The following is a 14632-nucleotide window of genomic DNA, read 5'->3' on the forward strand; positions in this document are numbered from 1 at the left end:
TTTTAGGAGACTATAGTGGCTCAATCTGGATTAGATTTATTTCCTTATACACGTATGCGTCGCATGCGCAGAGATGATTTTTCAAGACGCTTAATGAGCGAACATCAATTATCAGTTAACGATCTGATTTTCCCTGTTTTTGTCTTAGAAGGTAAAAATCGCAGAGAAGCGATTGAGTCAATGCCGGGTATCGAGCGTTTATCGATTGATTTACTCATTGAAGAAGCAGCCGAGCTCGTCGCATTAGGTATCCCAGCTATTGCTATTTTTCCAGTAACACCTGCTGATAAAAAATCCCTTAATGCGGAAGAAGCTTATAACCCAGAAGGACTTGCGCAGCGCACAGTAAAAGCATTAAAAACAGCATTTCCTCAACTTGGTGTCATCACCGATGTAGCACTTGACCCGTTTACCGTACATGGGCAAGATGGCATCATAGATGATAATGGCTACGTGATTAACGATGTAACCACCGAGGTGTTGATTAAGCAAGCATTATCACATGCACAGGCGGGCGCTGACGTGGTAGCTCCTTCTGACATGATGGATGGTCGCATCGGGGCAATCCGTGAAGCATTAGAAGCTGAAGGACACATTCACACCCGTATAATGGCATATTCAGCCAAATATGCTTCAAGCTATTACGGCCCTTTTAGAGACGCAGTTGGCTCTGCAGGAAACTTAAAAGGCGCCGACAAGAAAACCTACCAGATGGATCCTGCAAACTCTGACGAAGCACTACGAGAAGTCGCTTTAGACCTGCAAGAGGGTGCCGATATGGTGATGGTTAAGCCTGGCATGCCCTATTTAGACATCGTTCGCCGTGTGAAAGATGAATTTGGTGTACCAACATTTGCTTATCAGGTCAGTGGTGAATATGCTATGCATCGTGCAGCTATCGACAATGGCTGGTTGGCAGAAAAGCCGTGTATCCTAGAATCACTGTTAGCTTTTAAACGCGCCGGTGCTGATGGCATTTTAACCTATTTTGCCAAACAAGCTGCTATTTGGCTAAACGAAAAATAACAAAGCTTTAGCGCCTAGTCTGCAGCTAATCTACAAAAAATGCGCCATGTGGCGCATTTGTTATTTGCTTGCTAAAAGCTGCTCAGCTCTGGCGAAGCCCGCCTCGCTTAACGTCCAACTGTAAAAAGATTTAACTTCGCCACTGTGCAGCTCTACCTGCAGTACAGTAAGCAGAGAAAAACTCTTTCGTTGAATATGTTTAATATCTTCAGATAAAATATAACGCGTACCCAGTCCCAGAGAGTAGCTAATACCCGCTCTATCAATATGCACAAAACGCTTATTCAGTATCGATAACGTTAGCGGGACAATACTCGCTACAAGCAGTGCATAACATAGCACAGATAAAGTCACCACTCGTGACTCTAACATCGACACTAAACTGAACAAGCTACCACAAAGCAACAGAAACACCCCATATAGTAGCCAATTTACTGATAAATCAACGGTTTTCACTAAGAGTCTCCAAAACTTTAATATGCCTAGCGCTATCAACTTTATTTCTTTAGCTGCAATAATAAACAGTTATCGTACCTAAATCAAGTCCTAACATTTATAATTAAGTACTTTTTCATTAGACATAAAAAAACCGCTTGATTATCAAGCGGTTTTTAAAAGTTTAGAAGCTAACTAAAAATTACTTAGCCGCTTTTTTCTCTTTTTCTGCAGCAATTACAGTGTCAGCAACATTTTGCGGACATGGTGCGTAGTGTGAGAACTCCATAGAGAACTGACCACGACCTGAAGTAATTGTACGTAAGTGACCGATGTAACCGAACATTTCAGAAAGAGGTACGTCACCCTTGATGCGAACGCCTGTTAGGCCAGCTTCTTGGTCTTTGATCATACCACGACGACGGTTAAGGTCACCGATTACGTCACCTACGTTGTCTTCTGGCGTGAACACGTCAACTTTCATGATTGGCTCAAGAAGTTGTGCACCCGCTTTAGGGATAGACTGACGGAATGCGCCCTTCGCTGCGATTTCGAACGCGATTGCTGATGAGTCAACTGCGTGGAAACCACCGTCGAATAGTTCAATTTCAACGTCTAATACAGGGAAGCCAGCAAGTACACCAGTTTCCATCATTGACTTGAAGCCTTTCTCAACTGCAGGCCAGAATTCCTTAGGAACGTTACCACCAACAACGGTAGACTTGAAGGTAAAGCCTGAACCAACTTCGCCCGGCTTGATACGGTAATCAATCTTACCGAACTGACCTGAACCACCTGATTGCTTCTTGTGCGTGTAGCTATCTTCAACTTCTTGAGTGATAGTTTCACGGTAAGCAACCTGAGGTTGACCAACGATTAGGTCTACACCGTAAGTACGCTTAAGGATGTCTACCTTGATGTCTAGGTGTAATTCACCCATACCTTTAAGGATAGTTTCACCTGAATCTTCGTCAGTCTCAACTTGGAATGACGGATCTTCTGCAACCATCTTACCAATAGCAATACCCATCTTCTCGTTACCGCCTTTATCTTTAGGCTGTACCGCGATTGAAATTACTGGATCAGGGAAGATCATCGCTTCAAGTGTACATTCATGCTTAGGATCACAAAGTGTGTGACCAGTTTGCACGTTCTTCATACCAACAACTGCGATGATGTCACCAGCTTGCGCTTCTGAAATCTCATTACGATCATCTGCTTGCATCTCAACCATACGGCCGATACGCTCAGTTTTACCTGTTGCAGAGTTAAGGATTGTGTCACCTTTTTTCATGCGGCCAGAGTAGATACGGATGAAAGTAAGTGCACCGAAACGGTCATCCATGATCTTAAACGCAAGCGCTTTAAGAGGCTGGTCAGCGTCAACAGTTGCAACTTCGCCAGTAGGCTCACCCGTTTCAGGATCAGTTAGTGGCTGAGGGTCAACTTCTGTTGGTGCAGGTAGGTAATCAACAACTGCGTCAAGTACTAATTGAACACCTTTGTTTTTGAACGCAGAACCACAGTAAGTTGGGAAGAATGCAAGATCACGAGTACCTTTACGGATACAACGCTTGATGTCTTCTAGAGAAGGGATTTCACCTTCCATGTACGCTTCCATTAGATCGTCGTCTTGCTCTACAGCAGACTCGATAAGTAGCTCATGGTATTCTTCAACTTTGTCTACCATGTCTGCAGGAACGTCTTTTACTTCGTAGTTTTCAGGAAGACCTGAATCATCCCAAACGTATGCTTTTTTAGTTAGTACGTCTACAACACCACAGAACTCGTCTTCGATACCAATTGGTAAAGTCATAACAAGTGGGTTAGCTGCAAGTACGTCTTTAACCTGCTTAACTACGCGGTAGAAATCAGCACCCATACGGTCTAATTTGTTTACGAAAATAATACGTGCAACTTCTGATTCGTTCGCATAACGCCAGTTAGTTTCTGATTGTGGCTCTACACCACCTGAACCACAGAATACACCAACACCACCATCAAGAACTTTTAATGAACGGTATACTTCAACTGTGAAGTCAACGTGTCCCGGTGTGTCGATCACGTTTAAGCGGTGACCTTTCCACTCACACGTTACAGCAGCTGACTGGATAGTGATACCGCGCTCAGCTTCTTGTTCCATGAAGTCAGTAGTAGACTCACCGTCGTGTACCTCACCGGTTTTGTGAATCTTACCTGTAAGCTTTAGGATACGCTCAGTGGTGGTAGTTTTACCCGCATCAACGTGCGCGAAAATACCAATGTTTCTGTACTTCGATAAATCTGCCATTGTTTTGCTCTATTTAAAGTAGAAAAATTATTCGGCGGGAGTATATCACCTCTTATAGCGAACATCATCCTTGATATCGCTTAAAATGCGCACAATTTGCGAAAAAGTTTTTATTCGTGGCGATAAGTAATAATAAACACAGTAAGTATTCGTTATCTAGATAAAATCAATAACAATGTCTAAAGTTGAGTAAATAGGGGCCTTTTAAGCCTCGTTCGCTACAATTATGCTATTAAAACAATATAAACAAACCAAGAATCAGCCCTAGCCCCAATAAAGGCACAAGCACGGTAAGCATTGCTAGCGGCCAATAGGCGGCTTGATGGGTTTCTTTGCAGATTGCTCTGACTGTGGTTACCACATAGCCGTTATGTGGCAATGTATCTATCGCACCAGAACTAATGGCCACAACACGATGAAGTTCCGAGTTGTTGACTCCAAGGTCGATGTAATGTGGTGCAACCAATGGTAAAGCAATTGCTTGTCCACCCGAAGCAGACCCCGTAAGGCCTGCAATCACACTTACCGCAATTGCAGCTCCCAATAATTCGTTGCCAGGAATTTGCGTCATTAACGCTACCGCATCTTGAAAAGCAGGTGTGACTTTAGCGACAGCACCAAAACCAACCACCGCTGCCGTATTTCCAATTGCGACGAGCGCCCCAGTTGTTCCTAAGTTGATCGCTTGTTGCACATTTACAAAATGTTTGAAATTAAGTAATAAAATACTCAAAACCCCACCGAGTAAAGCCACAATTAGGGCGCTTTGCTGAAGCGCTTCATGCAACATAAATGATAAAGTGAGTACCACCAGCAACGGAATAAGGCCGGTGATAGGGTGCGGCAATTGCCGTTTTGATTGCAAAGGGTCATCACCGCGCGCCTCAAATACTTCACCATTTTGCTGTGCTTTTTTGATCATTCTCACCAACAAAAAATACCCTAAAATTGCCATGAATACGGCCACGATGAGGCTTTCTTGCCATGCAGCATAAGGCGAGGTGCCTAAATATTTAATCGGTATCCAATTTTGAATTTCAGGGGAGCCCGCAGAGGTCATCGTAAACGTCACCGAGCCAAACGCCAGCGTGGCCGGGATAAATCGCCTTGGCAAGTTAGCATCTTTAAATAAACTCAGTGCCATAGGAAAAACCGAAAAGGCCACTATAAATACACTTACTCCGCCGTAGGTTAACAAAGCACAAGCAAGTACCACAGCTAACACAGCGTATTTCATACCCAGTTTGCCGACAATATAGTGCGCCACCGCATCAGCAGCCCCTGTATCTTCCATGAATTTACCAAACAGCGAGCCAAGCAAAAACATAAAAAACCAAGCCTGAATAAAGCCACTGAAACCACTCATGTAGCTACTGATAAAATCCACTTCAGAACCCAAGGGGAAAAGCGTGATACCACTGCTTAATGCCACCAACAAAGCGCACAAGGGTGCACAAAGAAACAGATTCATTCCGCGCAGCGTCAAGAAAATGAGTAGTGCTAACGCACCAACAAGCCCAAACATACTCAGCATTAAAGTCCCTATTATTATTATTTTTCAGAACAACATGGCTTTAGCATTGAACAAAAACGCATCAGATTCAAGAGCTAAAGTTCTAATTAATGCGACTATAAACGCCACCTTTGTTTGAACTACTCGGCTTGCTTGCGTGACAAAGGGACTTTATTTTTATTACCCATAGTCACTTTTAAAGAACCTCCGACTTGTATTTCAATCGCTGTTATCTGATTAACGTTAATATCAAGTGGCCCCGAATACATTCCCTCTAGGCTAAGTCGCGACTGGGCTTGTTTGGTAAGGCGTGAAAAAACCAATGGCATCGCTTTTCTTTACGTAAAAGTACCTACAAGCTTGCCTCGCCATTGTTCAACTTGCGCCTGTGTTGGTATTACGCACAAAAGTATCAGAGTATATAAAATTCTTATCATAGTGATCGGTCTCCTTAAAAGTTACAAATACCGTAGCAAATCTCATCGTTGTGTTTCTTAATTTATGACGAATTAGCACGGTTTCTTTTTAAATTGCGCTAAAAACAAGGCGAGGATTGTTTAACCATTGCAACAAACGCAAATAAAAATAAATCTCATTTAAATATTGACAGGTTGAAAGATCTAATTGATAATCAATCTCAACAAAGCGAGATTGACGGCTCACTTTGTTGGATAACTCATATTGTTTCTCGACCCTGAAACAGACGTGTGGCGCACGAAAACAGCCACAGGTTGAGTGTGTTTGCAGCAACGCCCCTTGATGCAAACACTTTCAACCAATTCACTATTTTACTTGCTACATTGCTCATATCGGTGACGGTAGATATGACACTAAAAAGCCCCTTGTGGGCTTTTTTTATGCCTATTTATTTGTTTTGAGTAATCTTATCTCCCCCGCAAAAATCAAATGATAATTAATATCATTTAGGTGTTGACACTCACGAAGATCTAATTGATAATCAATCTCAACAAAGCGTAGCGACACGCATTTTGTTACTCTTATTGTTGATAACCTTGTTCCACGTTTGGCAAACGTTAACTGCTAGGTTCAGGTAACTATTTACACTGTACCACTCACTATTTTACTTGCTACATTGCTCATATCGGTGACGGTAGATATGAAACTTAAAAAGCCCCTTGCGGGCTTTTTTTATGTCCATATTTAACACTGTAATTCGCTGTAATCGACTATAAAATCAACACGTGTATAATGCTGTCCACTTCAAGCGTGAATAATAAAAATACTCATGGACCATGCTCGACGCCGCTGTAATATCACATTAACTCTGTTGTTATTGGCTGGGTTTACTTTTACTAGCTGGTTTAGCTATCACATGGCTCACCATTCGCTGAGCGAGGGTATTGTTGATGACGCGCTTCCTCTTACTAGCCATTTAATTAGCACTGATTTACAAAAGCAGCTACAAGGGCCAATTTATGTTGCCCAAAGCATGGCACAAAACCACTTTGTTCATCTGTGGCTTAAAAATAACCAAGGTGATGCAGACCAACTCTTTGCTTTTTTGAAAAAAACAAAAACGCTCTTTAAAAGCCAGACCAGTTTCTTAGTCGACCATCGTACAAAAAAGTACTACCACTTTGATGGTCGAACCAACCAGCTTAACTTAACCTCCCCAGAAGCAGCTTGGTACAGCGAAGTATTAAACTATACAAAACTCGATTATGTGTTAAATGTTGACGTATCACCACAGGACAACTTTAATCCTATTGTGTACGTAAACCATAAAATCATCGCAAATAATGAACTGCTCGGCGTGACAGGGGTTGGTATTCAACTAGATGACTTACAGCACCTGATCAACTATTACCAAAGCCAGTACAAACGTAAAGTCTATTTTGCAGACCATCAAGGCAGGCTGATTTTTTATAACCAAAATAAAATGCCCAGCCAATCTCTGGTATCCGAATTTCCCGAACACTTAGATGCGATTCTCAGCCAAACAAGCTATAAATTTGCTATTAAACGCCAAGGCATGCAACGGCTGATCAACTCACGTTATATCTCTGACTTGGGCTGGCACTTAATGGTTGAGCAAACCTTTACACCAGAAACAAAATTAACCGATGCACTGATAGCCAACCTGTTGTTAGGTATGGTGATCACCTTATGTATTTTGGCCATTGCTCAGCTGACTTTTAACCAGTATCAAAAACGCTTAGAGACCATCGCATTAACAGACAAACTGTGTAATGTATTAAATCGCCAAGCTTTTGAACCTCTATTACAGCGCCATATTTTACGTGCTAAACCTGGCCGAGTACCGCTGAGCTTACTGCTTTTAGATATTGATCACTTTAAGCAAGTTAACGACCAGCATGGCCACTTAGTTGGCGATCAAGTGTTAAAGCACTTTGCTGAACTCTGTGTGGCCGTTGCCGATAGCAGCGATGTTATTTGCCGCTGGGGCGGTGAAGAGTTTATGATTTTGATGCCTAATGCCTACATAGACCATGCAACGCAATTTGGTGAACGCTTAAGAGAAAAACTCACTGCTTGTGATTGTATCGTACCTATCACCATCAGTATTGGCGTAGCCCAGTATCAACCACAAGAAAGTGAAGATGATTTTATTAAACGTGCTGATGACGCTTTGTATCGGGCAAAACGGCTAGGCAGAAATAGAGTCGAGATGGCTGCGTAGGGCAGCCAATATAGAGTTAGCGTCTATTTTTACGCGCGCGAGCGCGACGTTGACGTTTCTCTTCTTCTTTTGCCGCTTTTTTCGCTTCAGCTTCAGCGCGCAATTGCGCAACCATCACTTCTTCTTCTTCGCGCATTTGCGGTGTTTCCATAGTAATGCGACCAATCACAGCATCACGCAGTTCATTAATTAAGATTTCTGACATCTTGTGCGTATCAATTTGATTGCCGCCTCGAATACAACCGCGCTTTTTACCGGCCATTTCGATAAACTCCCAATCTTGTTCTGGTAGTTCATCAATTTTATAGCGTGTTTTAAGCAGCTGAGGATAAGCCTGTAAAAGGTATTCTGCGGTATAACTTGCCACTTCTTCATAGTCAATGGCAGTATCACGAATCGCCCCTGTTGCAGCCAATCGATAACCAGAGTTTTCATTTTCTACTTTAGGCCATAACATGCCTGGTGTGTCGTATAGCATTATACCGTCGTCTAACTTGATACGCTGCTGTGCTTTAGTAACCGCCGGTTCGTTACCCGTCTTGGCAACGATGCGCCCGGCCAAAATATTAATGAGAGTAGATTTACCTACGTTTGGAATACCCATGATCATGGCTTTAAGCTGTTTATCAGCACCCACTTTTTGTGGCGCTAACTTTTTACATAACTCATTAATTTTATGTACTTCTGAGGCTTTATCATGACCAAACGACAGCGCTTTAACCCCATTTTCTTGCTCAAAGTAACTCATCCATTGCTGTGTCAGTTCTGGATCGGCTAAATCGGCTTTGTTGAGTATTTTGATGACCGGCTTATCCCCACGAAGCGCCGACACCATAGGGTTTTCACTACTGTAAGGAATACGTGCATCCAACACTTCTATGATCACATCCATCTGCGGCATGATCTCTTTGATCTCATTACGAGCCTTATTCATATGCCCAGGAAACCACTGGATGGCCATATTTTTCTCCTACAAGTACAAATAAAAGCGCCATTTTACCTAGGTATAGACAAAATTACCTTAATAGCGCGAAAAATTTCTGTTTTTATCAATTTCAAAGCCGAATATAACGGATAACTCAAGTATACTGCGCGCATCATTTTACATGGGTATCGATTCATATGGCGTTAAAGTCAACTATTATAAAAACACAGCTATCACTGAGTGATATGGATAGACATGTCTATCAAACGCTTTCTGTGACGGTAGCGCAACACCCATCGGAGAACGAACAGCGTTTGATGGTAAGGTTACTCGCGTATGCACTGCAGTATCAGGAACAGTTAGAATTTACCAAAGGGTTATGTGCCGACGATGAGCCTGAGATTTGGGTAAAAAATTACAGTGGTGAAATTGAGTTATGGATAGAACTGGGCTTACCTGACGAAAAGCGACTGAAAAAAGCCTGTAATCGCTCTAAGCGGGTTGTGCTTTATACCTATGGCGAAAATACACAAGCTATTTGGTGGCAAAAGAATCAGTCTAAGCTGGCACACTATAATAATTTATCTATCGTCAGCCTCCCCTATTCAGCCACTGAACAATTAGCAAAAATGGCGGCACGCTCACTATCTTTAACCGTAACAGTACAAGACGGTGAAATATGGGTAAGCGATGAACAAAACAGCGTACATTGCACCCCTGAGTTATTAAAATAGGAGTTAATATGGCGATAAAGCGTGTGGTGGTATTACACGGTTTGTATATGTCTGGGTTTGTAATGCATCCACTTTGCACCAAGCTTGAAAAAGAAGGATTTGAGATATTAAACCTCAGTTACAATACGCTTTCACCTAATAAGCACGCCATATTTGCTGCCATTGATGAATTTATCAACCAGCAGCCTACCGCCCTTGTTTGCCACTCAATGGGTGGCTTAGTGGCCAGAGCCTATCTGGAACATAATTCTGAGCAAAACCACTGGGTCAAAAAAGTGATCACCCTAGGCACACCACACAAAGGCAGTGCCATTGCCCAACACATGCATGATAAAGGCTTTGATATGTTGCTCAAAGACAGTATTGAATTCTTACTCAGTGATAATCATGACTGGCCCTTTAAAGCCAAGCTATACAGCATCGCCGGCGACTTACCTATTGGCCTTATGCCACTGTTAAAAAAAGGCAGTCGCTCAGATGGCACCGTACTCCTTGAAGAGACTAAGCTCAAAGGCATGGCTGAACACAAGGTGTTTCATTTAAGCCATACGTCCATGATTTATTCACGCCAGGTAATGCAGTATATCCTACAGCTACTAAGCCAAGACGATAATTAACCACCACGATAGACGCATCGTTTGCATAAGATTCTGCAACAAGAAGAACAGCGCATCGCTACAAAGATTTTATCACCATAACGAAAGTCGAGATCGCTCAAAAAATCATCTTAAAACATCACCGTGCTTTAACAACCGTGTCTTTAAGGTTAGAGCAATGCATCAGCCAAAACGCCGCTGCGGCAAAAATTCCGACACTCAAAGTCAACAAAAACCAAAAGAACGAGCCAAGAAACCACAACTTCTGCTCACGCTTTTTCACTTGCTCCGCTTCATGATACACCCCATAGGCCAGTACCAAGTGAACAAACATCATAAACACGGTGGCTACGATATAGTAGGGGGTAATTTGTGCTCCAAATTCCATAGTGCATTCCTTTACTTTGTTGCTAATAGATAAAGCAAGTTCTAACGACTTACTATATTACTTTAGCCTACATCAGAGTTTACACATTTTACAACATCATTGACTACACGGGGTTGAACACTTTTCGTTCCGTGCATTGAATGGCCACTAGCAAGCAACTCCCGTATTGCGGCATCAGCCAGTATGAATTATTTATAAAAACGGATTTGAGTTCGTTATGTTTTAGTAGCCACGTAGGAAGTTGACAAAATGGCGAGCCAATCATAAGAAGCGTTATAGAGCGTTTGTATTATTAATAAATTAAGATAGGTAATGAGATAGAAGCATCACTTGCACAAAAAGCAGATAGTGATGGTTGCCGCAAGTTCACTGTTCAGTTTAGCACCATAACGTTGTGTCAAATGGGTAGAGCGCAGGTGAGCTATCTTCACCTGCACTTTAAGGGGTAGCTCAATGATCGCCGTTTGCTGCAACTTTATAGGCAATAAGCGCAATGATACCGGTAAGTAGAGGCACAGGTGCGGCGATGTAACCAAATGCATCGGAATTGGCAAAACTGGCCCCCGCAAGATGGCCAACTAATCCCACCACAAATGCAAGCAATGCGATACAAACAACGATGATCTCTGATTTATGTTGTGATGCAGTTTTACCTTGCATAACCTTCTCCTTAAATGACTTTGCTTAATGACAAGTTCATTATGCGCCTACGAGAAGGTGATTTTTTGACCTAAATCAAATGCTGATTTTGCTAGTCACGCGCTGTTGACCCACTCTTGTTTTAGATCAATTTTCATGCAAAACACTAAAATATTGGCAAGCTTTATTCCCAGATCAAACAACTGAACTAGTGAGAAATCATGAGTTTTACGGTTAATGGTAGAAATTCCATTATTCGCCCATAGGTCTATTATTGAGAAGGTAAATAAAAATTTATGCTTGATTTATTTTTTCGATTGGATGCATAGATTTTACTCGATAGTCATGGACAAGCTTTTCACCCATACTGAGCACATCAAAACAAGGAGCATATTATGAACACGACAAACTCAATTGGTTTAGACAATCAAAAAAGCCAAGCATTAGTTAGCGCACTGAACACATTATTAAGCAGTTACCAAATTCAATATATGAATGCCCGTGGTTTTCACTGGAATATCAAAGGCCGTAACTTTTTTGAATTGCACCTTAAATTTGAAGAAATTTACAACCTACTGTTATTAAAAGTAGATGAAATTGCCGAGCGTATTTTAACCATCGAAGGTAAGCCATTACATGCATTTTCTGACTACCTTGAAAACAGTAAAATTGCAGAGGCAAAAAATATCAGCGATGGCGCAGATGCCTTAAACAACTTACTAAGCGGTTACAAAACCTTAATTGCTATGCAGCGTGCAATTTTAGAACAAGCGAGCGATGCACAAGATGAAGGCACCGCCGCGCTGATGAGTGACTATATCAAAGAGCAAGAAAAGTTAGTCTGGATGCTTAAAGCTTATCTTAACTAAACGTTCAATATTCTCTTTGTGGTGAGGCTGCTTCGATAGCAGCTCATTCATTGAACTATAAAAGCATGGCTCAGTTGTGGTGTTTTGCCACAACTGAGCCAGCATATTGCGAGCTAAGGCATTAGCTCCAATATAATTCGCTTTCCTTAACCCTCGCTGTGTTGCTCCTTGAAAATACTGGCGAGTATCTTCAATACTATCCGCCGTACTCATTTCAAACTCACTTAAGTCAACAACCGCCTCGGTAATGCTTTGCGGCGAAAACTGGCTTGCGGTTGTCATTAAATCACTTTGAAAAGCAACGACGCCTTCTTTGTTAAATGCACCTTTCATGCTCATGTATGCATAGGGTGGGTGCATCAAAATGCGCCAAAGGCCGTGAGCTATAAACATCTAACCTACCTTTTTTACAACGATTTAATCTGATAATAAAGCAATAAAGAACGCCATTTCTAGTGCTTTATCTTGCAAACTTTTAAAACGTCCAGACGCGCCACCGTGACCTGCTTCCATATCAGTTTTAAATAGCAGTAGATTATCATCGGTTTTTAGCTCCCGTAGTTTCGCAACCCATTTCATCGGTTCCCAGTACTGCACTTGAGAGTCATGTAATCCTGTCGTCACCAAAATATTGGGGTAAGCTTGCGCTGTTAAATTATCATACGGTGAGTATTGCAATATAGTTTGATATGCGGCTTCTTCATTTGGGTTGCCCCACTCATCATATTCATTGGTCGTCAATGGAATTGACTCATCTAGCATGGTGGTCAGCACATCTAAAAATGGTACATGCACCCCAACCCCCAAATAGAGCTCAGGCGCTTGGTTTACAATAGCCCCCATCAATAAACCACCCGCACTGCCTCCCGACGCAAATATTTTGTCTTGATGACCATAGCCTTGCCCAATTAACGCACGAGTGACATCTATAAAATCATTGAAGGTATTTTGTTTATTGGTTTTTTTCCCTTGCTCATACCAATTACGACCCAACATTTCTGAGCCTCGAATATGCGCAATGGCATAAACAAACCCTCGGTCTAATAGCGATAATGTCGTGCTAGAAAAACTAGGGTCGATGGTAATACCGTAAGAACCATAGCCATACTGTAAGAGCGGGTTAGTGCCATCTTTATGAAAAGTGTCTTTGCGATACACTAGCGACACAGGCACTTGGACACCATCTCTGGCAGTAACAAACAATCGCTCCGATGCATAATTTTTCGCGTCAAAATCACCGAGTACTTGCTGTTGTTTGCGTAAAATCTTACGTCCAGTTGTTAGGTCACAGTCATAGACCGAGCTTGGCGTAGTAAGACTCGAATAATGAATTCGTACCGTCGAGGCACTTGACTCAGGGTTATATCCAACCCCGGCATAATAACATGCATCATCAAAACTGAGTTGATAGCTCTCACCTTGATAGTTATGTACAACAAAACGAATTTGTCCTAGCTCTCGTTCTGTGATCACAAAGTGACTATCAAATAGCTCCATACCTTCTATCAGAATGTGTTCACGATGGGCAATAAGCTCTTGCCATTGACTCATATCGCCGATGGTTTGCTCATTGGCCTTAAGTAAGCGAAAGTTTTTGGCATGATTATTTGATAAAATAAAATACTCGCCAGCGAGCCTATCGATCCCAAACTCGTGACCTTCAAGGCGCGGTAACAAGCGCCTAAACTCACCCATAGGCGTATTAGCATCCAATGCCAGCACATCGCTGGTTTCTGTTGCCGCTAGATGTATGTAAATCTCGCTGTCATCACGACTCTTGCCCAGCTCCATATAGAACTGTCGATCTTGCTCTTCATAGACTAGGCTATCATCACTTTGCGGCGTACCCAGAACATGACGGTAAACTTGATAACCCAACAGCGTTTGTGCATCTTTTTTTACGTAGAATACGGTTTTATTGTCATTCGCCCATACTAATTGACCTTCGGTGTTCTCTAAAACATCACCGAGATACGTATTTTTATTTAAGTCTTTAAACCGGAAGGTATAAATACGTCTACCATCAATGTCTTCACTATATGCCAAGGTAGTGTCATTCGGGCTAATCGTCATCTCACCGACATCGTAGTACTCGTAACCTTTTGCCAATTCATTAATGTTAAGCAAAAGCGTTTTATCACTCAGTTGCTCATCCGATGCACGGTAGTGACTGGCATACTCATCATCACCTTGCACATCGCTCACATACCAGTATTTGCCATCTTTAACTGGTACTGAGCTATCGTCCTTAACAATGCGTCCCTTCATTTCTTCAAATAAGGCGTTTTGTAACGCTTTATGAGGCGCCATATTTTGCTCTACATAATGATTTTCTTTTTCAAGATGTGCTATCACTTGCTCCGCTTGTCGTTCATCATCACGCATCCAATAGTAATTGTCGATTCGGGTGTGGTCATGATGCGTCATGCTGTGAGGAATTTTTTTTGCAATTGGCGCAGATAGTTTATCAGTCACTACGGTGTTCCTATTTTTATTTTTTATGCAGTCTAACACAGCTGAAAAATGCTCGCTGTGTTGTCATTACAAAATACAAA

The 14632-nt window shown here is 42.1% G+C and carries 14 protein-coding genes; 5 read left to right on the forward strand and 9 right to left on the reverse strand.

Annotation, left to right across the window (positions count from 1 at the left end):
- Positions 1-15 precede the first annotated feature (15 nt).
- Positions 16-1026: a porphobilinogen synthase gene (gene hemB / locus HG263_RS11785; RefSeq protein WP_171626267.1), complete on the forward strand. Its 1011-nt coding sequence runs from the start codon at positions 16-18 to the stop codon at positions 1024-1026.
- Positions 1027-1086: 60 nt separating this feature from the next.
- On the opposite strand, the gene HG263_RS11790 is transcribed toward hemB, so the two are convergent.
- The 4 genes from HG263_RS11790 to HG263_RS11805 all read right to left on the reverse strand — a co-directional run bounded on the left by HG263_RS11790 (position 1087) and on the right by HG263_RS11805 (position 5593).
- Positions 1087-1482, reverse strand: a complete 396-nt coding sequence (locus HG263_RS11790) for a hypothetical protein (protein WP_171626268.1) — start codon at positions 1480-1482, stop codon at positions 1087-1089.
- Positions 1483-1663: 181 nt separating this feature from the next.
- Positions 1664-3751 (reverse strand): elongation factor G, encoded by a 2088-nt coding sequence (gene fusA / locus HG263_RS11795; protein ID WP_171626269.1) that lies wholly within the window; start codon positions 3749-3751, stop codon positions 1664-1666.
- Between the two features lie 232 nt (positions 3752-3983).
- Positions 3984-5285 (reverse strand): GntP family permease, encoded by a 1302-nt coding sequence (locus tag HG263_RS11800; protein ID WP_171626270.1) that lies wholly within the window; start codon positions 5283-5285, stop codon positions 3984-3986.
- Positions 5286-5404: 119 nt separating this feature from the next.
- Entirely contained in the window at positions 5405-5593 is a 189-nt protein-coding gene (locus HG263_RS11805) for a LytTR family DNA-binding domain-containing protein (RefSeq protein WP_171626272.1), read from the reverse strand.
- 917 nt (positions 5594-6510) lie between these two features.
- Between HG263_RS11805 and HG263_RS11810 the strand changes: the two genes are divergently transcribed.
- Entirely contained in the window at positions 6511-7926 is a 1416-nt protein-coding gene (locus HG263_RS11810) for a sensor domain-containing diguanylate cyclase (RefSeq protein ID WP_171626273.1), read from the forward strand.
- Positions 7927-7942: 16 nt separating this feature from the next.
- Here the strand turns inward: HG263_RS11810 and ylqF are convergent, their stop codons facing one another.
- Positions 7943-8887 (reverse strand): ribosome biogenesis GTPase YlqF, encoded by a 945-nt coding sequence (gene ylqF, locus HG263_RS11815; RefSeq protein ID WP_171626274.1) that lies wholly within the window; start codon positions 8885-8887, stop codon positions 7943-7945.
- 161 nt (positions 8888-9048) lie between these two features.
- Here ylqF and HG263_RS11820 point away from each other — a divergent pair, with 161 nt between their 5' ends.
- Both HG263_RS11820 and HG263_RS11825 read left to right on the forward strand, forming a co-directional pair.
- The gene (locus HG263_RS11820) at positions 9049-9585 is read left to right on the forward strand and encodes a YaeQ family protein (protein ID WP_171626276.1); all 537 of its coding nucleotides are present in this window, start codon (positions 9049-9051) and stop codon (positions 9583-9585) included.
- Between the two features lie 8 nt (positions 9586-9593).
- Complete coding sequence (locus HG263_RS11825; protein ID WP_171626278.1) at positions 9594-10202, forward strand: PGAP1-like alpha/beta domain-containing protein; 609 nt, start codon at positions 9594-9596, stop codon at positions 10200-10202.
- Positions 10203-10320: 118 nt separating this feature from the next.
- Here HG263_RS11825 and HG263_RS11830 read toward each other — a convergent pair whose 3' ends face one another.
- Positions 10321-10569 (reverse strand): hypothetical protein, encoded by a 249-nt coding sequence (locus tag HG263_RS11830; RefSeq protein WP_171626280.1) that lies wholly within the window; start codon positions 10567-10569, stop codon positions 10321-10323.
- 450 nt (positions 10570-11019) lie between these two features.
- Positions 11020-11229, reverse strand: coding sequence for a hypothetical protein (locus tag HG263_RS11835; RefSeq protein WP_171626282.1), 210 nt, complete (start codon positions 11227-11229; stop codon positions 11020-11022).
- 374 nt (positions 11230-11603) lie between these two features.
- Between HG263_RS11835 and HG263_RS11840 the strand changes: the two genes are divergently transcribed.
- Positions 11604-12077 (forward strand): Dps family protein, encoded by a 474-nt coding sequence (locus HG263_RS11840; protein WP_171626283.1) that lies wholly within the window; start codon positions 11604-11606, stop codon positions 12075-12077.
- On the opposite strand, the gene HG263_RS11845 is transcribed toward HG263_RS11840, so the two are convergent.
- Together HG263_RS11845 and HG263_RS11850 are read right to left on the reverse strand one after the other, a co-directional pair.
- The gene (locus tag HG263_RS11845; RefSeq protein WP_171626285.1) at positions 12045-12470 is read right to left on the reverse strand and encodes a hypothetical protein; all 426 of its coding nucleotides are present in this window, start codon (positions 12468-12470) and stop codon (positions 12045-12047) included. The two genes, HG263_RS11840 and HG263_RS11845, sit on opposite strands and share 33 nt — an antisense overlap.
- 24 nt (positions 12471-12494) lie before the next feature.
- The gene (locus HG263_RS11850; RefSeq protein WP_171626286.1) at positions 12495-14552 is read right to left on the reverse strand and encodes a prolyl oligopeptidase family serine peptidase; all 2058 of its coding nucleotides are present in this window, start codon (positions 14550-14552) and stop codon (positions 12495-12497) included.
- Positions 14553-14632: the final 80 nt, after the last annotated feature.

Source organism: Pseudoalteromonas caenipelagi, from assembly GCF_013140855.1.
Taxonomy (GTDB): Bacteria; Pseudomonadota; Gammaproteobacteria; order Enterobacterales; family Alteromonadaceae; genus Pseudoalteromonas; species Pseudoalteromonas caenipelagi.